The sequence below is a fragment of the Stutzerimonas sp. Brlt_14 genome (assembly GCF_051948915.1).
In the GTDB taxonomy this organism is placed as follows: Bacteria; Pseudomonadota; Gammaproteobacteria; order Pseudomonadales; family Pseudomonadaceae; genus Stutzerimonas; species Stutzerimonas stutzeri.
This window is the reverse complement of the sequence record NZ_JAYJLM010000006.1, coordinates 167,297-189,026: the sequence shown is the minus strand read 5'-3', so window position 1 is coordinate 189,026 and position 21,730 is coordinate 167,297. Positions and strand designations below refer to the sequence as shown.

Below are 21,730 nucleotides of genomic sequence, written 5' to 3'. Positions count from 1 at the left end.
TCCTTCACTGCATGCGCCGCTGCTCGGCCAGCATCTGGCGTTCGCGCTGCAACGCACGAGCGAGACCCTGCAGGCCCGCACGCTGGGCGGCGACGATCAGCGTCTGGTCGATCAGGTCACGCTGGGCGTGGCTGCCGCCGAACAGCTGCGCCTGATTGCGGATGCCCCGCAGCCGCTCGACGCAGCGCGCATGGTCGCCCTCGACGAAGGCTTCGACCGCCGCGACTCCCGGAGCGCCGACCTGGGCGGTGAAGCGTGCGTTGTCGTCAGCGCGCCCGCGGGCCCGCCGCTGTGCGTCGTGCAACAGGTCGAGCAGGTCGTCGCGGCCGGCGCAGGCGAAGGCCATCGCCGCATGGAAGTCGTTGAAGGCGTAGCAGCCATCCGCGGCCATCGCCGCCCAGCGCTCGGCCACGCCGGACCAGCGCTGGCCGACCTCCACCCCGCGCAGCTGCAGGCGCCACAGCAGCGCGCTGGCGTCGATCAGCTCCAGCGCCAGGGTGCTGCCGTGACCGTTCAGCGGGCCGTCGAACAGGGCCAGGACGCTGTCGAAGTCATCCATTTCCAGATGGTGCAGCGCCAGGTGCCACCAGTTGTGCACGGCGAGCATGCTGTCCTGCTGCCAGGCCGGATTGCCGCGCATCCAGGCGATGCCTTCCTCGCGCCGCCCCTGCATTTCCAGTACATGCGCAACGGCGTGCTGGGCCCAGGCATCGTCGGGCTGCAGTGCCACCGCTTCACGGCCCAGGCGCTCGGCAAGGCGGTAGTCGCCGGTTTCCTCGAGGCCGAACGCGTACAGCCCGAGCAGGGCGTGGTAGCCCGGCACTTCCAGCGACCAGTCTGGCAGCACGCGGGCGATGCGGTCGCGCAGCATGCGGGCGTCGCCGGTGAAGAAGTCGATCTGGTGGCCGGCCTGCAGGGCGAGCAGGTCGTGGGGGTAGTCGACGCTGAGGTCTTCCAGCGCGCGGCCGGCGGCGTACCAGCGGCCATCCATGAGCAGCCCCAGGGCGTGCAGGTGACGCGCTTCCCGCTCGTTGTGCGGCAAGGCCAGGGCGCGGTCACGCGAGGCCCGGGCCACCGGGAGGGCAGCTGCCTCCGTGCCAAGCAGATAGAGCCAGGCGTGCAGGACATGGCCCATCACCAGTTCAGGCGAGGCCTGCAGCGCGGCCTCGGTGGTTGCCAGCGAGGCGGCGTGCAGGCAGCGAAATTGCGCCAGCGCCTGGTCGAGCAGGGCCTGCGCCTCGCCGTTGCAGCCGGTCAGTTGGTACCCGTGTGCGTCTTTCATTGTTCTATGCTCCATGAGTCCGGTTCGTTGGTGTCGGCCAACGCGCCAATACTCGGGGTTACGCTTGCTTTGCACCCCAGTCATCCTGGAAACAAAACGGCTATTTCCGCCATGGCCCGCTCCGAGATCGCCGAACGTCCGCCATTGATCGTCGCCCTGCTGGCGACGCCGGACAGCACGGCCTCGACGCTCTTCGGCCTCTATGACCTGCTGCTTGGCACCCGTCGCGACTGGCAGCAGCTGATGCACCGCTGCGATGTGGCGTCGCCGTTCCGGCCACTCATCGTCAGCCGTGACGGCGGGCTGCTGCGGGTATACAACGACATTCCGGTCCAGCCCCATGCGAGCCTCGCCGAGGCTCCGCCGGCGGACGTGGTGATCGTCAGCAATCTAGCCGTCAGCCCCTGGGAGCCCCTGGACGAGCGCTATGCGCCCGAGGCGCAATGGCTACGCGAGCGCTACGCGGCCGGGGCGACGCTGGCCGCGGCCTGCTCGGGGGCGATGCTGCTGGCGCAGACCGGGCTGCTGGCCGGTTGCGAAGGCACCTCGCACTGGGGTTACTGCGATTGCCTGCGCCGCGAGTATCCGGACGTGCACTGGCATCCGGACAAGGCGCTGGTCAGTACCGGCATCGGCCAGCGCCTGGTGATGTCCGGCAGCGGCAGCAGCTGGCACGCGCTGGGGCTGTTTCTCATCGCCCGTTTCGTCGGTGCACGCGAGGCGATGGAAGTGGCGCGGCTGAACCTGTTCGACTGGGACGCGACCAGTCCGTTGGCCTACGCGGCGATGATGCGCACCGGTCAGCTGGCCGATCCGATCATCGCCCGCTGCCAGGAATGGGCCGCACAGCATTACGAGGAGGAGGCGCCGGTGAGTGCCATGGTGCGCATCAGCGGCCTGCCGGAGCGCACCTTCCAGCGCCGCTTCGCCCTGGCCACCGGGCTGACGCCGCTGGACTACATCCACACCCTGCGTCTGGAGGAGGCCAAGCAATTGCTGGAGAGCGGCGAGCTGTCGGTGGAGGCGATCGCCTGGGAGGTGGGCTATCAGGATGCGGGCTTCTTCGGCCGGCTGTTCCGGCGCAAGGTCGGCCTGACCCCGGCACAGTACCGCCGACGCTTCGGCGTGCTGTCGCGGCGTCTGGCGGGCATCGCCACGCTGCAGGAGGAGCGGGCGCCGGCCTTGCACTGAGCGGCCGGCACCCGGTTATGCCCGGCTCAGAGCCGGGTCGGGCCTTCGTCGTCCTCGTCCGGTGAGACCACCGGAGCCAGTTCGAAACGGTCGGCCCCCTCCATGGCGCTGGCGGCGACGCGGTCGATGCTGCTCAGCGCATGGCCGATGATGGAGCTGACGCTGGCTTCGTGATGCTGCGCCGGCAGTCGCTCGATGGCCGCCAGCACGTCTTCGCCCGGCACGGTTTCCTCGGCCAGCAGCTTGTCGGCGATCTCGTCCAGGGCCGGCTTCAGACGCTGCAGCAAGGCGATGCAGTCGCTGTAGAGCTGCTGCAGCAACTGGTCGGCGGCGCGGATGGACTCGCCGGAGTCGAACTCGATATGGGCGTCGCGCACGGCCTGCAGGCTGAGCAGCGAGCCGTTCGGTCCCATGCCCAGCGCGCCGACCATCGACAGCGCGATCTTCGAGGCTTCCTGCAGATCCTGGCCGGCGCCGGAGGAGACTTCGTGGAAATACAGCTGCTCGGCACCGCGCCCGGCCAGCAGCATCTGGATGCGGTTGCGCAGCTCGGAATACATGTGCAGGCGCTTGTCCTCCACCGGCGTCACCAGGGTCACGCCCAGTGCCTGGCCGCGAGGCAGGATGGTGACCTTCTCCACCCGGCCGACATTCAACGCCGCGGCCACCAACGCGTGGCCGGCCTCGTGCACGGCGATGCGCTTGCGGTCGGTGGGCGACATCGGCGTCACGCCGGACGGCTGCTCACCGATGCGGCAGGTTTCCACTGCATCGACGAAGTGGGCCATGTTCACCTGCTGCGCGCCGGTACGGGCGGCCAGCAGTGCGGCATGGTTGGCGATGTAGGCGATCGCCGCCGGCGTCAGGCCGACGGTATTGCGCGCCAGCTGCGGGAAATCCAGGTCGTCGGCGGCGTTGAGCTTGCCGGCGTAGAGGCGGAACAGCGCCTCGCGGTCATCCAGTCCCGGCAGGCCGACGGCGATGGAGCGGTCGAAGCGGCCTTCGCGCACCAGCGCCGGGTCGAGCGAGTTGGGGAAGTTCGTGGCACCGAGCACCAGCACGCCGCTGGCGCCGTCGAAGCCGTCCATCTCGGCGAGGAACTGGTTGATGATGCGGTTGCTCTCGGCATCGCTGGAGCGCGTCTGCTCGGCGCGCTTGCCGATGCCGTCGATCTCGTCGATGAAGATGATGCATGGTGCCTGCTTGCGCGCGGTGCGGAACAGCGCCTTGACCTTCTGGATGCCGACGCCGAAGTACATCGAGGAGAAATCGCTGCCGGTGACCTGGATGAAGCTGGCATTCGATTCACTCGCCAGCGCCTTGGCCAGCTGGGTCTTGCCGGTGCCCGGCTCGCCGGTCAGCAGCACGCCCTTGGGCGGACGGGCGCCGAGACGTGCATAGGCGCCCGGGTCACGCAGGTAGGCGGTGACGTCGCTGAGCGCCTGCTTGGCCTCGGCGGCGCCGATCACGTCGGCGAAGGTGATGCCGCTGCCCTTGCGCTGCACCTCGAAGCTGCGCGTCTTCATGGCGAAGAAGATTGCCGCGCCGAGCAGCAGCAGGGCGATCGGCGAGTAGGGCAGCAGGTAGGTGTAGAAGGGCTTTTCCGCGTCGGTCTGGAACATCGCCAGCGGGAACAGCTCGCCGTTGCTCTGCGCGTACTGCTCGAGCAGCAATCCAGCCACGCGTCCGGACTGGTCCGGCACCCAGTAGCGCAGGCCGTCGTGCAAGCTGACGTAGACCGCATCCTTGCCCAGCGCGGCGCTGGCGATTCTGGCGCCACGCAGGTCGGCCAGCAGAACCGAGAGATCGCGGCGATTGGCCTGCCAGGGGGCGGTGGACTCCTGCAGGGCTTCGAGCATGCTCGCCGCCGCGCCAGTGGCTGGCGTCGACGGCGCGGCTGGGCGCAGCTGCCAATAGGCCACGCAGGCGGCGATCAGCAGAAGCAGGAAAACGGAGAGCACAGGGCCGCGACGACCTTGTAGCAGACGTGGTGTTTTCATTTCACATCCAATCGGGAAGGCCCGATGTTTCGACAAACCACCGCCCGCAGGCGGACCACAGTTGTTGTGCGGGAAACCCGCGGCGCCAAAGGTATGGCGCGCCACAGTTCGGATGTGTTGGATGCGATTTATATGCCCGACTGTGTCTCGGATCGGCAGACTCCGATAGCCGGCGAGAATACGGCAAGTGCCACCATGGGGGCGGCTGTGCGACGAACGGACGGCAGGTTTTCGACGAATGACCGTTCGCGCCGGGAACGAAATCGTCGCTGCACAAGCACGGCAGGGCTGCTGGTGCAGCGGCATTGCGTCGACGCGCCGCAGCGGCACGTGCCACATAAGTGACCGGCTGCAGAGATTGCCGCGCAAGGGCCTGTTACCGTTCGACGCCGCATGGACGTCCGTCACGCTCCGTTGCGGACATGCGACACACTGCCGACAGCCGACCCTGCCACGATGCCGGGCGCGCTCATAAAAACAACGTTCGATCGACCCGAGACTTCAACATGCCAACCCGCAACAAGACCCTGCGCTCTGCCGTTCTGGGCACGCTGTTCGCACTACTCCCGTTCGCCTCGGCCAACGCCCAGGATACGGTCAACCTGCTCACGCAGAACTTCCCGCCGTTCAGCATGGCCAATGACGGCAAGAACTTCGCGAAGGAGGTATCGACGCCGAGGTTGTGGCCGCTCTGTTCAAGCGTGCCGGCATACCCTACACGCTGACCCTGCGCTTCCCCTGGAGCCGCCTGCAGCAGCTGGCGGAAAAAACGCCCGGCTTCGCCGTGTTCTCCCTCAGCCGTACGCCTGAGCGTGAGCCGAAATACAAGTGGGTCGGCCCGCTCAGCGAGATCCAGATCGTGCTGCTCAAGCGCCCCGACAGCCCGATCCAGATATCCAGCCTGGAGGAGGCCCGGCAGTACCGCATCGGCTCGAAGGACGGCAGCGTCGGCAGCCAGTACCTGATCAGCCGGGGTATCGAGGTGCAGAGTTCGCTGATCGATACGCCGGCCAAGCTGAAGGCCGGCCAGTTCGATCTCTGGGCGACCACCAACCCCTCCGGCGAATACGAAGCCAAGCAGGCCGGCGTCGGCCCGCTGGCGGTGGCCCTGACCCTGAGTCGGGTCGACCTCTACCTGGCGATGAACAAGGAAACTCCCGACGAGGTCGTCGAGAAGCTGCAGCGCACCCTCGATCAGATGAAGCAGGAAGGCCTGCTGCAACAGGCTGCGCGCCGCTACGTGAACTGAAGTCAGCCCGCGCCGCGGGGGCGGCGCGACGGGCTTCAGCGCCGCTCGGAAATTGTCTGTGCGCTCAGCGCTCCGGGCTGCGCACCGAAATGCTCGAGCATGAAGTTGGCCAGCTCTGCCACTTCCCGATCATTGAAGTGCCGGTTGAAGGCCGGCATCAGGTGATGCCCGCTGGGGCCGTGCAGGGCGTCGCCATCGAGGATGACCTTGACCAGATTCAGGCCCTGCGGGTCGTTCAGCGTGCGCAGGCCGCGCAACGCGGCGTAGTCGCTCTGGCGGCCGCTGCCGTCCCACTGGTGGCAGCTGGCGCAGGCGTCGGCGAAGAGCTTCTGCCCCAGCGGGTGCTGGCTTTCGGCGGGCGGCTGATTGGCCAGTGAGCGGGCTTCGGGGCGTTTCACGTCCGCCGGCTGGGCGGGCACCGATTTGAGATAAACGACCATGGCCTGGATATCCTCGGGTGTGAGGTGGCGCAGGCTGTGGTTGACCACCTCGGCCATCGGCCCGCCCGCCACGCCGTAGCCCGGTGCGACGCCGGTGGCCAGGTAAGCGGCCAGGGCTTCGTCCGGCCAGCCGCCGATGCCGCTCTGCTCGTCGCCGGTGATGTTCCAGGCGGCCCAGCCCTGGATGGTCGCGCCACCGAGCGCCTTGGAGCTCTGCTTCGCCTGCATGAAGTTGCGTGGCGTATGGCATTCACCGCAGTGCCCCGGCCCTTCCACCAGGTAGGCGCCGCGGTTCCATTGCTCGGACTGCTGCGGGTCCGGCTCGAAGCGTTCGTCATTGAGAAACAGCAGGTTCCACAGGGCGATGCCCCAGCGCTGGTTGAACGGAAAGCCGATGTCGTTCTCCCGGTTCGGCTGGTTCACCGGTTCCAGGCTGAACAGGTAGGCCTTGATGGCGAGGATGTCCTCGCGCGGCATCAGGGTGTAGGAGGTGTAAGGAAAGGCCGGGTAGTAGTGGCGGCCATCCGGGCCGACGCCCTTCTGCATGGCCTCGACGAACTCATCGTCGGTCCAGTTGCCGATGCCGGTTTCCTTGTCCGGCGTGATGTTGGTCGAGTACAGCGTGCCGAACGGCATCTCCACCGGCAGGCCGCCGGCGTAGGGCTTGCCACCTTCGGTGACGTGGCAGGCCAGGCAGTCCGCGGCGCGGGTCAGGTATTCGCCGCGTTCGAGCAGGGCGTCGTCCGCCTGCTGCGCCAAGGCCGCCGTGCCGAACAGGGCCAGGGCAGCGCCCAGCAGGCTGCCGGTTGTGAATCGATTGTTCATGCTGGGGCTCCTCAGATCACGTAGTAGCCGGCGCGCGCCAGCGGCAGGCGGCGGATGCGCGTGCCGTTGGCGGCCGCCAGGGCGTTGACCAGCGCTGGGGCGATCATCGCCGTGCCGGCCTCGCCGACCCCGCCGGGCGCCTCGCGACTTTCGACGATGTAGGTTTCCACTGGCGGCGCATCACTGATACGCAACTGCCGGTAGTCGTGGAAGTTGGTCTGCTCGACGCGGCCCTCGCGCACGGTGATTTCGTTGAACAGCGCGGCCGACAGACCGAACAGGGTGCCGCCCTCGATCTGCGACTTGACCGACACCGGGTTCATCACCTGCCCGCAGTCGATGGCCACCACCAGTCGCTTGAGCCTGATGCCCTTGTCCTCGCTGACCTGCAGCTCGACCACGGTGGCGAGAAAGCTGCCAAAGACCTCCTGCACGGCCACGCCGCGACCGTGCCCGGCCTCGAGCGGTTCGCCCCAGCCGGCCTTTTCCGCCGCCAGACGCAGAACGCCCTGGGCACGGGGATGGCTGCCGAGCAGGGCCATGCGGTAGTCGACCGGGTCCTGCTCGACGCTGCGGGCTACCTCGTCGATGAAGCTTTCCAGCATGTAGGTGCTACGCAGCGGGCCAACGCCGCGCCACCAGGACTGGTGCAGTGCCCGGGGTGGTACCGGCACGTAGTTCACCCGCAGGTTCGGCATCGCGTAGATCGGATGCATGGCGACTTCCACCGCATCGCCGTCGAGGCCGTTCTCCGGCACCGCCTCGGGCGCGAAACGGGCCAGCACCGAGGCGCCGGCGATGGTGTGGCGCCAGCCCTGCAGGCGACCTTCGGCATCCAGCGCGGCAGCGAAACGGTCGATGTAGTGCGGGCGGTACATGTCGTGGGTGGTGTCTTCCTCGCGCGTCCAGGTCAGCTTGATCGGATAATCGACCTGGGCCGCGATCGCTACCGCCTGGCTGATGAAGTCCACCTCCAGTCGCCGGCCGAAGGCGCCGCCGATGAGCTGGTTGTTGACGATCACCTGCTCGACCAGGCGCCCGGCGGCCTCGGCGGCGGCCGTCTGCGCGCGCACCGGCACCTGGGTGCCGACCCACAGCTCGACGGCATCGGCGCGCACCTCGGCGACGCAGGTCATGGGCTCCAGCGCGGCGTGGGCGAGGAAGGGCATTTCGTATCCGGCTTCGAACGTCCTGGCCGCGTCCTTCAGTGCTGCATCGATGTCGCCCTGCTCGTTGGCGATGGCGCCGGGCTTGTCCAGCGCCGCCCTGATCTCGCGCTCCATCTGCGCCGAGTCGATGCCGGCGTTGTCGCCCAGCGCCCAGTCGATCTCCAGTGCGCGCACGCCGGCGAAGGCGGCCCAGGTGTGCTCGCCGATGACCGCCACGGCATTGTCCAGTCGCACCACCTCGATCACCCCCGGGATCTGCCGGGCCGCGCGTTCGTCGACCTCGCGCAGGGTGCCGCCGAGCACCGGGCAGGCGCGGATCGAGGCGTACTTCATGCCCGGCACCACCAGGTCGATGGTGAAGCGCGCGGTGCCGTCGACCTTGGCCGGTGTGTCCAGGCGCCGGGTCGGCTTGCCGATCAGCCTGAACTGATCGGCCGGCTTGAGCGGAATGTCTTCGGGGACCGGCAACTTCGCGGCGTCCTCGACCAGCTCGCCATAGCCGAGGCTCTGGCCGTCCGGGCCCAGTACGCGGCCGTTCTCGGCGCGCAGCTGATCGGCGCCCAGCTGCCAGCGCTGGGCCGCGGCCTGAATCAGCAGCAGGCGCGCCGCCGCGCCGGCCTGGCGCAGCGGCTCCCAGTTGCTGCGGATCGAGGTCGAGCCGCCGGTGGCCTGGAAATTCAGCAGCTTGTCGTTGTAGATCTGCTCGTTCGGCGGGGCTTCCTTGAGGGTGATCTGCTCGAGGCCGATCTCCAGCTCCTCGGCGACCATCACCGCCAGGCCGCTCTGCGCGCCCTGGCCCATCTCGATCTTCGGCACGGTGAAGGTGACCTGGCCGTCGCGGTCGATGCTGATGAAGGCATCCAGCGCCGTGGCGTTGGACATCGGCTGGTCTTCCGGGCCTTCGTTCAGGACCTGCTCGGCGAAGCTGCGTCCGGCGAACGGCAGGGTGAAGCCGATCACCAGCCCGCCCAGGGCCAGGCTGCCGACCTTGAGCAAGGTGCGGCGCGAAGGGGACTGCAGGGTCGTGTCGGGTTGGCTCATCTCGCGCCTCCTCATGCCTGGGCGACGCGCTTGATGGCGCTGCGGATGCGGGTATAGGTGCAGCAGCGGCAGAGGTTGCCGGCCATGCCCTGGTCGATGGCGCGGTCGTCGGGCTGCGGGTTTTGCTCCAGCAGGGCAACGGCGGACATGATCTGCCCGCACTGGCAGTAGCCGCACTGCACCACCTCATCCTCCAGCCAGGCCTGCTGCACCTTACGGCCGAGCTCCGTGTTGCCGATGCGTTCGATGGTCACCACCTTGCGGCCCTTCACCTCGCCGACCGGCAAGACGCAGGCGCGCGCCGCCTGGCCGTCCAGGTGCACGGTGCAGGCGCCGCACTGGGCGATACCGCAGCCGTACTTGCTGCCGGTGAGCCCTAGCACGTCGCGCAGGACCCAGAGCAGGGGCATGTCTTCGGGCACGTCGACCTGCAGGTCGGTGCCGTTGATGGAAAGCGTCAGCATGGAACGGGGACCTCACGTCAGGCTCGGAAACGGCGCGCTTATGTCTGGTTGGATGCGCGCGTTAGATCGAGACAACGGGAGCGGCAAAAATCGCGAAATTTTTCTGCTCCGCGCAGCCGACGCCATGGCATTTGCGAAGCGCTGCCAGCGGTGGAGCGCAGAAAACGGAACGCTGCGGGATTTTTTGCCGATTTGGACTGCCTTAGTTCTCTGGAGTCGAGCGGGACCCTTCCCTTGTGCAATTCTGTCGATTCGAGAGCTTCGATGACCTGTCTGGATCATTACATGCGCGCGTTCTGCACGTTGGCGGCCGTCTGGCTGGTGCCGGCCTCCGGCAGCACCTTGCCCGAGCCCGTCGGTCACGTGGCCCGTGTGGAGGGTGCGGCCTTCGTCAGCAGCCGCGGCCATACCAATGCGGCCAAGGTCGGCCAGGCGATCATCCCGGGCGTTGCCCTGAGTACCGGTGCCGAGGGTGGGCTGGGGGTGATCATGGGCGACGGCAGCGTGTTGTCGTTCGGCCCGGACAGCGAGCTGACGCTGGACGATTACCGCTTCGCACCGGCGAGCGATGAGCTGCGTCTGCGCGCGACGCTCAACCGCGGCACGCTCAGCCTGATCGCTGGCGACATGGCTCGGCTCGATCCCCAGGCCATCGCCGTCGAGACCCCGGAGGGCCGAGTCGGAGTGCGTGGCGGGCAGGTGCTGCTGAAGGTGAAACCGTGAAAGCCCGGTTGATGAGCGGCACGCTGCTGCTGGCAATGGCCGCGCTGGGCGGCTGCGCGCAGCATTCCTACGTGATGCTGGCGGATGATTCTGGCGGGCGTGGCGCTGCCGTGCTGGGCGACGAACAACGGGTGCTGGACATGCCGGGGCAGGGCATGGCGATTGCTCCTGGCGGGCAGGCCTTTGCGGTGTCGGACATGCAGCGCAAGGCCGATTTCGCCAAGGCGCTTTCGGCGCAGCCCGCATTGCCGGAGCGTTTCACCTTCCATCTGGCGCCTTCCGGCGAATTGGATGCCGGTGCGGAGCAGCTGCTGGACAGCGTGCTGCTTGCCGCGCGCCGCCGGGATTATCCGGTGGTCACCGTGATCGGCCATACCGACACCCTGGGCCACCGTGCCGCCAACGAGCAGGTCGGCATGCGCCGAGCCCTGCGCATGGCCGAGCTGCTGCGCGCCCGGGGGCTGGAGGCGATGGAGCTGCGGGTGGAGTCCCACGGCGAGCGCAACCTGCTGGTGGCGACGCCGGATGCCACCGCCGAACCGCGCAATCGGCGGGTCGAGGTGCAGGTGCGCTGAAGGGCACCGGCGCGGCGCGGGCCACGCCGGCAGGAGCGGGTCAGTCGATGACCAGGATCGCGTCCATCTCGACTTGCGCGCCTTTCGGCAGCGCAGCAACGCCAATGGCGGCGCGCGCCGGATAAGGCTGCTGGCAGTAACGACTCATCACCTCGTTGACGGTGGCGAAGTTGCCGAGGTCGGTGAGGAAAATGTTGAGCTTGGCAATGTCCTTCAGCGAGCCGCCAGCCGCTTCGGCCACCGCCTTGAGGTTCTCGAACACCTGCACGGCCTGCGCCTCGAAGCCTTCCACCAGCTCCATGGTCTTGGGGTCCAGCGGGATCTGCCCGGACAGGTAGACGGTGTTGCCGGCCTTGATGGCCTGGGAGTAGGTGCCGATGGCGGCCGGGGCCTTGTCGGTGTTGATCACGGTCTTGCTCATGGAAACTCCTCTGGGAATTGGGCAACGGGCAGCCAGCATAATGGCTGATGCCGGCAGCGGCCACCCGCGCCAGCCGTCTGGGTGGACAAGTATCAGGGCAGGCGGGCGCGGCGGGGCGACAGCACCGCCGCCGTGAGTGGGGTAGGCGATCAGGCCTTGACGCGGGTGATGCGGGTGACGCCCTTGATGGTGCGCAGCTTCTTGATCACGCGGGCCAGATGCACGCGGTCATGCACACTGACCACCAGCTGGACCACGCTGATGCGGCCGTCGCGCTCGTCCATGCCGATCTTCTCGATATTGCCGTCGGCGGCATTGACGCTGCCGGCGAGCAGGGCGATCAGGCCGCGCTGGTGCTCCAGTTCGACGCGCAGTTCGACGTTGAACTCGCCGGTGACGTCCTTGGACCAGGACAGCTGGATGCACTTGTCCGGATTGTGGCGGACGTCGGCGATGTTCCGGCAGGTTTCCAGGTGCACCACCATGCCCTTGCCGGCCGACAGGTGCCCGACGATGGGGTCGCCGGGGATCGGTGTGCAGCACTTGGCGTAGTTGAGTACCAACCCTTCGGTGCCGCGGATAGCCAGCGGCCCTTCGAGCGCTGGTGCCTGTTCGTCGTCCCGGGCAATCAGACGCCGGGCGATGACATAGGCCATGCGGTTGCCCAGGCCAATGTCTTCCAGCAGGTCCTCGACGTATTCCATGTGGTATTCGGCAAGCACCTGCTGGATGCGCTCGGGGCTGATCTTGTCCAGGCTCGTCTCGAAACCGCTGAGGGCCTTGCTCAGCAGCCGCTCGCCGAGATTGATGGACTCCGAGCGGCGCTGCAGCTTGAGCGCATGGCGAATGTGCGTGCGCGCCTTGCCGGTGACGACGAAATTCAGCCACGCCGGGTTCGGCCGAGCCCCCGGTGCGGTGACGATCTCCACCGTCGAGCCGCTTTCCAGCGGTTGCGACAGCGGCGCCAGGCGACGGTTGACGCGGCAGGCGATGCAGGTGTTGCCGACATCGGTGTGCACCGCGTAGGCGAAGTCGACCGCGGTGGAACCCTTGGGCAGTTCCATGATGCGGCCCTTGGGCGTGAAGACGTAGACCTCGTCCGGGAACAGGTCGATCTTGACGCTCTCGATGAATTCCAGCGAGTTGCCGGCGCGCTGCTGCAGCTCAAGCACGCCCTTGACCCATTGCCGTGCGCGGGCGTGGGTGCCCTTGGGCACTTCATCCTCGTTGGACTTGTACAGCCAGTGCGCAGCGATGCCGTTGTTGGCCATCTCTTCCATTTCGCGGGTGCGGATCTGGATCTCGATGGGCACGCCGTGCATGCCGAACAGGGTGGTGTGCAGCGACTGGTAACCGTTGGCCTTGGGGATCGCGATGTAGTCCTTGAATCGCCCTGGCAACGGCTTGTACAGGCTGTGCACTGCGCCGAGCACGCGGTAGCAGGTATCGACCTTGTCCACCACGATGCGGAAGGCATAGACGTCCATGATCTCGTGGAACGCCTTGCGCTTGCCGCGCATCTTCTTGTAGATGCTGTACAGGTGCTTCTCGCGACCCAGCACCTCGCCTTCCAGACCATCGCGCTCGAGGCAGTGAATCAGCGACTGCTCGATCTTCTCGACGATCTCGTTGCGGTTGCCGCGAGCGCGGCGCACCGCGGCGCGGATACGCTCGGAGCGCATCGGGTGCATGGCTTTGAAGCCGAGGTCCTCGAACTCCACGCGCATCGTGTGCATACCGAGGCGATTGGCGATCGGTGCGTAGATTTCCAGGGTTTCCTTGGCAATGCGCCGGCGTTTCTCGCCGGCCAGCACCTCCAGGGTGCGCATGTTGTGCAGGCGATCGGCGAGCTTGACCAGGATCACGCGGATGTCGCGGGCCATGGCCATGGCCATCTTCTGGAAATTCTCGGCCTGGGCCTCGGCCTTGGTCTCGAAGTTCATCTGGGTCAGCTTGCTGACCCCATCGACCAGCTCGGCGACGGTTTCGCCGAACTGGGCGACCAGAGCTTCCTTGGGAATGCCGGTATCCTCGATAACGTCGTGCAGCATCGCGGCCATCAGGCTCTGATGGTCCATGTGCATGTCGGCGAGGATATTGGCTACCGCGAGGGGATGGGTGACGTAGGCTTCACCGCTGCGCCGGCGCTGCCCGTCATGGGCCTGCTCGGCATAGAAATAGGCTCGGCGAACCAGGTTGACCTGGTCCGGGACGAGATAGGTCGACAGGCGATCCGCGAGTGCGTCTATGGCTGGCAAGGTCGTACTCCCTGCCGGCTGACTTCGATCTTCTCGGTTCGACTTCGACCTGGCATTTAATCAGATGGCCTCGTTCGGCTCTTCCTCGTACTGGGTGAAGAGCGGTTCATCGTCAACGATTTCGTCCTGAGCAATGACATCGTAGTCGACCAGGCCGGAAGCGATCTCGCGCAGCGCGACAACGGTCGGCTTGTCGTTTTCCCAGGCCACTTTCGGCTCCTTGCCGCCGGTCGCCAGTTGACGTGCGCGCTTGGTGGCAAGCATGACCAGCTCGAAGCGGTTATCAACGTTGTCCAGGCAGTCTTCAACGGTAACGCGGGCCATGGTGTTCCTCGTGATCAGTAACGGTAGAGCATGCCCGGATGGGCGAGCGGACGGAGTAGTCTAAAAAATCACCAGCCGTAATGGAAGCGCTGTTTCTCAGGCGGTAGCGCCGTGCCGGCTTAGGCCAGCAATTCGCTGAGCAGGCGCGCATGGCGCTGCTGCTGGGCCTGCTGCTTGAGCTGATTGGCGCGGAAGATCGACTGCAGATCGATCAGCGCGTGGGCGAAGTCGTCGTTGATCACCAGGTAGTCGTACTCGACGTAGTGGCTCATCTCGCTGACCGCTTCGCGCATGCGCTTCTCGATGATCTCGTCGCTGTCCTGGCCGCGGTTGTTCAGGCGCTGGCGCAGGGCCTCCTGGGTCGGCGGCAGGATGAAGATCGATTTCGCCTGGGGCATCAGCCGGCGCACCTGCTGCGCGCCCTGCCAGTCGATCTCGAGGATCAGGTCGTAGCCCTCGGCCAGCGTCTGTTCCAGCCAGCGCTGAGAGGTGCCGTAAAGATTGCCGAACACTTCGGCGTGTTCGAGAAACTCGTTGCGCTCCAGGCGCGCCAGGAATTCCTCGCGGCTGACGAAGTGGTAGTTGACCCCGTCTACCTCACCCGGACGCATGGCGCGGGTCGTGTGGGAGACCGACACCCGCACCTGCGGCTGTGCATCGACCAGGGCCTTGACCAGGCTGGTCTTGCCGGCCCCGGAAGGCGCGGAAACGATATAGAGCGTACCGGTGGTGGCGGACATGACGGCTTCCTGGAAAACGCTGTGGGACAAAAAATAGACCAGCCGCAACGGCTGCTGGCAGTTATTCGAGGTTCTGTACCTGTTCGCGCATCTGCTCGATGAGGACTTTCAGGTTTACCGCGGCCTGAGTGCTGCGCGGGTCGAAGGCTTTCGAGCCGAGGGTGTTGGCCTCGCGGTTGAGCTCCTGCATGAGGAAGTCGAGGCGGCGCCCGGCGGCACCGCCGGCCTTGAGCACCCGCCGCACTTCGCTGACGTGGGTGCTCAGGCGGTCGAGTTCCTCGGCGACATCGCTCTTCTGCGCCAGCAGAACCATTTCCTGCTCGAGGCGCTGCGGATCCAGCTCGGCACGCACCTCGCTGAAACGGTCGAGAATCTTCTGCCGCTGGGTGGCGAGCATCTGTGGCACTTGCTCACGCAGCGTGGCGACTTCCTCGAGGATGCTGTCCAGGCGTTCGCCGAGCAGCTTGGCCAGCTCCTCGCCCTCGCGGCGGCGACCTTCCTTGAGCTGCTCCAGCGCCTTGTGGAACAGCTCGAGTGCGCTCTGGTTGAGCGCTTGCGGATCGAGCGCATCGCCGACCAGCACACCAGGCCAGCCGAGCACCTGCAGCGGATCAATGGCAGCAGGCTGGCGGATCAGCGCGGCAACGCTTTCAGCGGCGGCGATCAGCTGGCTGGCGCGCTCCTGGTCGACCTGCAGGTTGCCGCGCTGGCCTTCCTCCGCGAAGCGCAGGGTGCATTCCACCTTGCCGCGCGAGAGTCCTTTGCGCAGGGCATCGCGCACCTGGCCTTCGAGGTCGCGAAAGGCTTCCGGCAGGCGCAGGTGCGGCTCCAGATAGCGATGATTGACCGAGCGGATTTCCCAACTGAGGGTGCCATGGGCGCCGGCCTGCTCGCTGCGGGCAAAGGCCGTCATGCTGTGGACCATCGGGTTAACCTCTCGGATGCGGACTGCGAAAGGCGGAGGATTGTAAAGGAAACCGGCAATCGCTGCAGAGACGACCGGACTGTCGCGACCCTTTCCCGGCCAAGGGGCTCTATAATGCCGCTCACATTCTTCTCTAGCAGGACCTACCCATGAAGCGACCCAGTGGCCGTGCCGCCGACCAGCTGCGCTCGATCCGCATCACCCGCAACTACACCAAGCATGCCGAAGGCTCGGTGCTGGTGGAGTTCGGTGATACCAAGGTGATCTGCACAGCCAGCATCGAGACAGGCGTACCGCGCTTCCTCAAGGGGCAGGGTCAGGGCTGGCTGACCGCCGAATACGGCATGCTGCCGCGCGCCACGGGTGAGCGTAACCAGCGCGAAGCGGCGCGGGGCAAGCAGGGCGGGCGTACCCTGGAAATCCAGCGTCTGATCGGCCGTTCGCTGCGGGCCGCGCTGGACATGAGCAAGCTCGGCGAGAACACCCTGTACATCGACTGCGACGTGATCCAGGCAGACGGTGGTACGCGCACCGCCTCGATCACCGGCGCCATGGTGGCCGTGATCGACGCCCTCAAGGTGCTGAAGAAGCGCGGCGGTCTGAAGGGCGGCGATCCGGTCAAGCAGATGATTGCCGCCGTTTCGGTCGGCATCTATCAGGGCGAGCCGGTGCTCGATCTGGACTATCTGGAAGACTCGGCTGCCGAAACCGATCTGAACGTCGTGATGACCGACGCCGGTGGCTTCATCGAGGTTCAGGGCACGGCCGAGGGCGCGCCGTTCCATGCCGACGAGCTCAACGCCATGCTGGCGCTGGCACACGATGGTGTGCGTCAGCTGTTCGAACTGCAGCGCGCGGCGCTGGCGGACTGAGCGAGAGGTAAGGCGAAATGAGCGATCAGGATCTCGTGCCGTTGCCCAGCCGCGAAGCGCGTCAGTGGGCGATGTTCTGCCACTACTCGGCGTTCTTCTGGTTCCTGGCGCCGATGATCGGCAACGTGCTCGGCCCGCTGATCGTCTGGCAGTTGAAGAAGGACATGGACCCCTTCGTCGACCAACAGGGCAAGGAGGCGCTGAATTTCCAGCTGACCTTCAGCCTTGCGATGATGATCTGTGGCGTGCTGGCCTGGATCCTCATCGGCTTTCCGCTGATGGTGCTGGTGAGCGTGGTGGCGCTGGTGCTGGTGGTGATCGCCGGCATCCGTGCCAACGAAGGCAAGCCCTATCGCTACCCCTTCTGCTGGCGGATCGTCAGATAGGACGGTTTCGATTCCCTGACAGCTGAACGGCGGCCGACACATCGCGTGCCGGCCACCGTTGCGAATCGCGGGATTACAGGCTCAGCGTCCAGTCGTAATCGACGATCAGCGGGGCGTGCTGGGAGAAGCGCGGTTGGCGCGGCAGGCGGGCGCTACGCACGAAGCGGCGCAGGCCTGAGGTCAGGATCTGGTAGTCGAAGCGCCAGCCGAGGTTGAGCATCTCGGCCTGCTCGGTATCCGGCCACCAGCTGAACAGGTCGCCTTCGCGATTGACCTCGCGCAGCGCGTCGATATAGCCCATGTTGCCGAAGATCTCATCCAGCCAGGCGCGCTCGGGCGCGAGGAAGCCCGGATCCTGCTGGCAGTCGCGCCAGTTCTTCACGTCCAGCTTCTGGTGGGCGACGTACAGCGAGCCGCAGTAGATGTACTCGCGGCGCTTGCGGCGCTGCTTGTCCAGATAGTGGGCGAAGTCATCCATGAATTTGAGCTTGTGGTTCAGGTTGGCATCGCCGCCCTGACCCGAAGGCACCAGCAGGCTGGCGATACTGACCTTGTCGAAGTCGGCCTGCAGATAACGCCCGTAGCGATCCGCCGTCTCGAAGCCCAGACCGGTGATCACGGCTTTGGGCTGCAGCCTGGAATAGAGCGCCACGCCTCCCTGCTCCGGAATCTCGGCATCGCAGGCGTAGAGGAAGTAGCCATCCAGTTGGTAGGCGGGGTCGTCGAGTTCCAAGGCGGAGGCGCGGGTATCCTGCAGGCAGATGACATCGGCATTCTGCGCTTGCAGCCAGCTGAGCAATCCCCGCTGTGCCGCCGCTTGAATGCCATTCACGTTGACGCTGATGATCCGCATAAATGGCCCCTAAAAACACGTGCGTGTATGATAACCCAAGCTCTTCGCAATTAGCTAAAACAGTGGTTTTCCGGGAAATTTCTTCATGCAGGCGTACCAGCGCGAGTTCATCCGCTTCGCCATCGAGCGCGGCGTTCTGCGTTTCGGTGAGTTCACCCTCAAGTCGGGGCGTACCAGTCCCTATTTCTTCAATGCCGGCCTGTTCAACAGCGGCAGCGCGCTGGCACAGCTCGGGCGGTTCTACGCCTCGGCGGTGATCGAGAGCGGCCTGGATTTCGACGTCATCTTCGGTCCGGCCTACAAGGGTATCCCGCTCGGCGCAGCCACGGCCATCGCGCTGGCCGAGCAGCATCAGCGTGATCTGCCATGGTGCTTCAACCGCAAGGAAGCCAAGGATCACGGCGAGGGCGGCACCTTGGTCGGCGCCCCGCTGACTGGCCGCGTGCTGATCGTTGACGATGTGATCACCGCCGGCACCGCCATCCGTGAAGTCATGCAGATCATTCGGGCGCAGAATGCCGAGGCGGCAGGTGTGCTGATTGCTCTGAATCGGCAGGAAAGAGGGCAGGGCGAGCTGTCGGCGATTCAAGAAGTTGAACGTGATTATCGAATGCCGGTGATCAGTATTGTGTCCCTGGAGCAAGTGCTGGAATATCTCGCCGATGATGTTCAGCTGAAACAGCACCTGCCCGCGGTTCAGGCTTATCGCGAGCAGTACGGAATCTGACCCAGGGTAGGTATTGCACATGCGTAGATCGGTAGCCACTCGAACGATGCTCCTGTTGGGGGTCATCTGTCCGGTATTGGCCTCGGCTGCCGAGCTTTATCGCTATGTCGACGAACGAGGCGTGGTGGTTCTCGATCGCCACGGCGTGCCGCCGCAGCATATCTCCCGCGGTTATCAGGTGCTCAACGAGCAGGGACGCGTGGTCCGCGAGGTGCCGCCGGCGCCGACCGCCGAAGAGTTCGCCCGGCTGCAGGCGAAGAAGGCGCGCGATGCGTCGGATGCACAGCTGCTGCGTCTCTATGCCAGCGTAGAGGATGTCGAGCGAGCTGAAACGCGCAAACTGGCCGAGCTCGATAGCGTGATCGGCTTGTCTCAGGGCAACCTGCAATCCATCCGCAGTCAGCACAGCAGTCTGCGCAAGCAGGCGGCGAACCACGAGCGGGCGGGGCGCAATGTCCCTGAGAACCTGCTGGCGCAGATCGAAAACCTCGAGAAGGAAGAGCAGAGCCTGTTGCGAGACCTGGCGCGTTTCGAGAAGACGCGTGCCGAGGCGGAGGTCAGCTTCGCCCAGGATCGGCAGCGAGTCGCCGAGCTGCTCGGGCAGAATCCATAAGCGCGTCGACCTGGCGCGCCCCTTCGAAACTTCCTGCTGAAAGCAATCTCGACGCATTAATGGCGTTTCGCCATTTTTCCGGATGAATGCGTAGCTTGCTTACTATCACAAAAGACCGCTCTAACTCAATAGTTTCAAGGTCGTGATGAGTTGCTTGGAGTCAGTCTGTACCGTTGCGCAAAATTTTCGGTATGGCTGACTGGCATGAATGATAGGAACCTACGCAGTTATCAGGAGCTTCACAAGCCGAAGGGAAATTTCGCGACTCGCGCTGAATACCTTGAACACGAATTGGAGATCATGGCGCCGAAACGCTGGGGCGTGAACCTGCCGTTTCGTGACTACCGTTTCGAGTACGAAGACTGGGTGCCAGCCATGGCGGCAACCATCGGCAAGATTGTCATGGTGGCCGCAGTGGTCGCAGCGTTCGCCGGTCCGATGGGGCTGTCCAACGAGTTCGTGATCGAGAACGCGCGCTACGAGATGCTGATTGCCGCGCTGCTGTTCGTGGTACTGTTTTCCGGCTTCCTCAATCCCACCGCCAACCTGGCCGGAACCCATGGCCCGCTGATCCCGCTGATTCCACTGATCGTCGCCTCGGGCGGCCATCCGATGGCGCTGGGCATCATGGTTGGGGTGCTCGGTTTTACCCTCGGCGTGTTCAAGGGTGGCAGCCTGCTGGCGCGGCTGACCAGCGACGGGGTGTGCGGCGGTCTGTTGCTCTACCTCGGCTTCATCGGCATCACCTCGCAGATCAAGAAGCTGTTCGGCTGGGCCGACAGCTTCGACATGGGCTATATCGCCTTTGTCGTGGTCTTCGCGACCATCGTCATGTATGCCTATCTCGAGCATATCCGCATGCGCTGGCTGGCGATTCCGCTGGGCTCGGCTCTGGCTGCGCTGATCGCCTTCGTGATGGGCGCTCCGTTCGAGTTCACCACCGAGCCCGGCGTGCCGAATCTCAATCCAATGTATTGGTGGGGCGAGGACACCGGCTGGCAGATCGGCCTGCCGGACCTGCATCATTTCATCGCGGTCGCGCCTTTCGCCGTGCTGGCGGTGGCCATGTGGTCACCGGACTTCCTCGGTCATCGGGTGTTCCAGCAGCTCAACTATCCGCCCAAGGCGAAGAAGGTGCTGATGAACATTGACGACACCATGTGCGTCGCGGCAGCGCGGCAGATCGTCGGCACTTCGCTGGGCGGGGGCAATCTGGCGTCGTCCTGGGGTACCTTCATGGTCCCGGCGGCCATCGCCAAGCGTCCGATCCCCGCAGGTGCGCTGCTCACCGGCCTGCTCTGCGTGGTCGCCGCGCTCTGGGGCTATCCGATGGACCTGGCCATCTGGCCACCGGTACTGAGCGTGGCGCTGATGGTCGGCGTGTTCCTGCCGCTGCTGGAAGCCGGCATGCAGATGACCCGCGAGGGCAAGACCTCGCAGTCGGCAGCCATCGTGATTTTCTCTTCGGCGCTGGTCAATCCGGTGTTCGGTTGGTCACTCACCGTGCTGCTGGACAACCTCGGTCTGATCGGTGACAAGGAGCGCGGTCAGTCGCTGAGCCATCTGCACCGCTGGGTGATTCCGACGATCGTGTTCATCGTGCTGTGCGCCGTGATGCTGGGCATCGGCATGTTCCCAGGCATTCCGGCGATGCTCGAATCGTTCCGCATCGATCTCTGAGGTTCTAGCGCACATGAAAAAGGGGAGCCTGGGCTCCCCTTTTTCATGTATGGGTATCAGCGCTGATTGTTGGTGATCAGCGTGCCGACCCCTACGTCAGTAAAAATCTCCAGCAACACCGCATTGGGCACGCGGCCGTCGATAATATGCGCGCTGTTGACGCCGCCCTGCACGGCTTCCAGCGCACAGCGGATCTTCGGCAGCATACCGCCATAGATGGTGCCATCGGCAATCAGCGCGTCGACCTGAGCGGTGGACAGCCCGGTCAGCACGTTGCCCTGCTTGTCCATCAGGCCGGCGATGTTGGTCAGCAGCATGAGCTTTTCGGCCTTCAGCGCCTCTGCCACCTTGCCGGCGACCAGATCGGCGTTGATGTTGTACGACTCGCCGTTCTCGCCCACGCCGATCGGCGCGATGACCGGGATGAAGTTGCCCTGCACCAGCATTTCCAGCAGCTCGGCGTTGACGCCGGTAACCTCGCCTACATGGCCGATGTCGATGATTTCCGGCTTGGTCATCTCCGGCGTCTGACGGGTCGCCTTGAGCTTCCTGGCGCGGATCAGGCCGGCATCCTTGCCGGTCAGGCCAATGGCGCTGCCGCCATGCTGGTTGATCAGGCTGACGATGCTCTTGTTGACCTGGCCGCCGAGGACCATCTCCACCACATCCATGGTCTGGCTGTCGGTGACCCGCATGCCGTCGATGAAGTGGCTTTCGATGTTCAGGCGCTTGAGCAGATCGCCGATCTGCGGGCCGCCGCCGTGCACCACCACCGGGTTGATGCCCACCGCCTTCATCAGCACGATGTCGCGGGCGAAGCCGGTCTTCAGCTCCTCGCTCTCCATCGCGTTGCCGCCGTACTTGATGACCAGCGTCTTGCCGACGAATCGGCGGATGTAGGGCAGCGCTTCGGACAGGACCTTGGCGAATTGGGTGGCAGCTTCACGGCTGAGGGTCATGCAGGACTCCGCA

Annotated in this window: 22 protein-coding genes; 10 read left to right on the top strand and 12 right to left on the bottom strand. The window is 65.5% G+C overall.

Going from position 1 to position 21,730, the window contains the following annotated elements:
- Window positions 1-4: 4 nt before the first annotated feature.
- A complete protein-coding gene (locus tag VF716_RS16065) occupies window positions 5-1,282 on the bottom strand; it encodes a tetratricopeptide repeat protein (RefSeq protein WP_125856099.1) in 1,278 nt (425 codons plus the stop codon).
- A gap of 111 nt (window positions 1,283-1,393) precedes the next feature.
- Between VF716_RS16065 and VF716_RS16060 the strand changes: the two genes are divergently transcribed.
- Window positions 1,394-2,473, top strand: a complete 1,080-nt coding sequence (locus tag VF716_RS16060; protein ID WP_084902286.1) for a GlxA family transcriptional regulator — start codon at window positions 1,394-1,396, stop codon at window positions 2,471-2,473.
- Window positions 2,474-2,499: 26 nt separating this feature from the next.
- Here the strand turns inward: VF716_RS16060 and VF716_RS16055 are convergent, their stop codons facing one another.
- On the bottom strand, window positions 2,500-4,473 hold the full coding sequence (locus VF716_RS16055; RefSeq protein ID WP_125852373.1) for an AAA family ATPase: 1,974 nt from the start codon (window positions 4,471-4,473) through the stop codon (window positions 2,500-2,502).
- Between the two features lie 506 nt (window positions 4,474-4,979).
- On the opposite strand from VF716_RS16055, the gene VF716_RS16050 reads away from it, so the two are divergent.
- Both VF716_RS16050 and VF716_RS16045 read left to right on the top strand, forming a co-directional pair.
- Window positions 4,980-5,198 (top strand): hypothetical protein, encoded by a 219-nt coding sequence (locus VF716_RS16050; RefSeq protein WP_260465162.1) that lies wholly within the window; start codon window positions 4,980-4,982, stop codon window positions 5,196-5,198.
- Window positions 5,156-5,722 carry a substrate-binding periplasmic protein gene (locus tag VF716_RS16045; RefSeq protein WP_260465161.1) on the top strand — a complete coding sequence of 189 codons (567 nt, stop codon included), beginning with the start codon at window positions 5,156-5,158 and terminating at the stop codon, window positions 5,720-5,722. Before VF716_RS16050 ends, VF716_RS16045 begins: the two co-directional genes overlap by 43 nt.
- A 35-nt stretch (window positions 5,723-5,757) precedes the next feature.
- On the opposite strand, the gene VF716_RS16040 is transcribed toward VF716_RS16045, so the two are convergent.
- Genes VF716_RS16040 through VF716_RS16030 form a run of 3 tightly spaced genes read right to left on the bottom strand, consistent with a single transcriptional unit; the run spans window position 5,758 to window position 9,661 of the window.
- Complete coding sequence (locus VF716_RS16040) at window positions 5,758-6,987, bottom strand: c-type cytochrome (RefSeq protein ID WP_125852371.1); 1,230 nt, start codon at window positions 6,985-6,987, stop codon at window positions 5,758-5,760.
- A gap of 11 nt (window positions 6,988-6,998) precedes the next feature.
- Entirely contained in the window at window positions 6,999-9,197 is a 2,199-nt protein-coding gene (locus tag VF716_RS16035) for a xanthine dehydrogenase family protein molybdopterin-binding subunit (protein WP_125852369.1), read from the bottom strand.
- An 11-nt stretch (window positions 9,198-9,208) separates the two neighbouring features.
- Entirely contained in the window at window positions 9,209-9,661 is a 453-nt protein-coding gene (locus tag VF716_RS16030) for a (2Fe-2S)-binding protein (protein WP_011911691.1), read from the bottom strand.
- A gap of 264 nt (window positions 9,662-9,925) precedes the next feature.
- Between VF716_RS16030 and VF716_RS16025 the strand changes: the two genes are divergently transcribed.
- Together VF716_RS16025 and VF716_RS16020 are read left to right on the top strand one after the other, a co-directional pair.
- A complete protein-coding gene (locus VF716_RS16025; protein ID WP_106442710.1) occupies window positions 9,926-10,384 on the top strand; it encodes a FecR domain-containing protein in 459 nt (152 codons plus the stop codon).
- 11 nt (window positions 10,385-10,395) lie between these two features.
- Entirely contained in the window at window positions 10,396-10,959 is a 564-nt protein-coding gene (locus tag VF716_RS16020; RefSeq protein WP_440552810.1) for an OmpA family protein, read from the top strand.
- 40 nt (window positions 10,960-10,999) lie between these two features.
- Here the strand turns inward: VF716_RS16020 and VF716_RS16015 are convergent, their stop codons facing one another.
- From VF716_RS16015 to VF716_RS15995, 5 genes are all read right to left on the bottom strand, one after another.
- Window positions 11,000-11,380, bottom strand: coding sequence for a RidA family protein (locus VF716_RS16015; protein WP_011911694.1), 381 nt, complete (start codon window positions 11,378-11,380; stop codon window positions 11,000-11,002).
- A gap of 149 nt (window positions 11,381-11,529) precedes the next feature.
- Entirely contained in the window at window positions 11,530-13,638 is a 2,109-nt protein-coding gene (gene spoT / locus VF716_RS16010; protein WP_011911695.1) for a bifunctional GTP diphosphokinase/guanosine-3',5'-bis pyrophosphate 3'-pyrophosphohydrolase, read from the bottom strand.
- Between the two features lie 60 nt (window positions 13,639-13,698).
- The gene (rpoZ, locus tag VF716_RS16005; RefSeq protein ID WP_003295433.1) at window positions 13,699-13,962 is read right to left on the bottom strand and encodes a DNA-directed RNA polymerase subunit omega; all 264 of its coding nucleotides are present in this window, start codon (window positions 13,960-13,962) and stop codon (window positions 13,699-13,701) included.
- A gap of 119 nt (window positions 13,963-14,081) precedes the next feature.
- Window positions 14,082-14,702, bottom strand: a complete 621-nt coding sequence (gene gmk, locus VF716_RS16000; RefSeq protein WP_011911696.1) for a guanylate kinase — start codon at window positions 14,700-14,702, stop codon at window positions 14,082-14,084.
- 61 nt (window positions 14,703-14,763) lie between these two features.
- Window positions 14,764-15,627 carry a YicC/YloC family endoribonuclease gene (locus tag VF716_RS15995; protein ID WP_013981589.1) on the bottom strand — a complete coding sequence of 288 codons (864 nt, stop codon included), beginning with the start codon at window positions 15,625-15,627 and terminating at the stop codon, window positions 14,764-14,766.
- Window positions 15,628-15,776: 149 nt separating this feature from the next.
- Between VF716_RS15995 and rph the strand changes: the two genes are divergently transcribed.
- Complete coding sequence (rph, locus tag VF716_RS15990; protein ID WP_011911698.1) at window positions 15,777-16,499, top strand: ribonuclease PH; 723 nt, start codon at window positions 15,777-15,779, stop codon at window positions 16,497-16,499.
- Between the two features lie 17 nt (window positions 16,500-16,516).
- Window positions 16,517-16,885 carry a DUF4870 domain-containing protein gene (locus VF716_RS15985; protein WP_011911699.1) on the top strand — a complete coding sequence of 123 codons (369 nt, stop codon included), beginning with the start codon at window positions 16,517-16,519 and terminating at the stop codon, window positions 16,883-16,885.
- 73 nt (window positions 16,886-16,958) lie between these two features.
- Here the strand turns inward: VF716_RS15985 and VF716_RS15980 are convergent, their stop codons facing one another.
- Window positions 16,959-17,738 (bottom strand): exodeoxyribonuclease III, encoded by a 780-nt coding sequence (locus VF716_RS15980; protein WP_011911700.1) that lies wholly within the window; start codon window positions 17,736-17,738, stop codon window positions 16,959-16,961.
- An 85-nt stretch (window positions 17,739-17,823) separates the two neighbouring features.
- Between VF716_RS15980 and pyrE the strand changes: the two genes are divergently transcribed.
- The 3 genes from pyrE (at window position 17,824) to VF716_RS15965 (ending at window position 20,758) form a co-directional block, all read left to right on the top strand.
- Entirely contained in the window at window positions 17,824-18,465 is a 642-nt protein-coding gene (gene pyrE, locus VF716_RS15975; RefSeq protein ID WP_013981594.1) for an orotate phosphoribosyltransferase, read from the top strand.
- A 46-nt stretch (window positions 18,466-18,511) separates the two neighbouring features.
- The gene (locus tag VF716_RS15970; protein ID WP_017246152.1) at window positions 18,512-19,078 is read left to right on the top strand and encodes a DUF4124 domain-containing protein; all 567 of its coding nucleotides are present in this window, start codon (window positions 18,512-18,514) and stop codon (window positions 19,076-19,078) included.
- A gap of 204 nt (window positions 19,079-19,282) precedes the next feature.
- Window positions 19,283-20,758 (top strand): DUF3360 family protein, encoded by a 1,476-nt coding sequence (locus VF716_RS15965; RefSeq protein WP_011911703.1) that lies wholly within the window; start codon window positions 19,283-19,285, stop codon window positions 20,756-20,758.
- 56 nt (window positions 20,759-20,814) lie between these two features.
- Here the strand turns inward: VF716_RS15965 and argB are convergent, their stop codons facing one another.
- Window positions 20,815-21,717: an acetylglutamate kinase gene (argB, locus tag VF716_RS15960; RefSeq protein ID WP_045159331.1), complete on the bottom strand. Its 903-nt coding sequence runs from the start codon at window positions 21,715-21,717 to the stop codon at window positions 20,815-20,817.
- Between the last annotated feature and the right edge of the window lie 13 nt (window positions 21,718-21,730).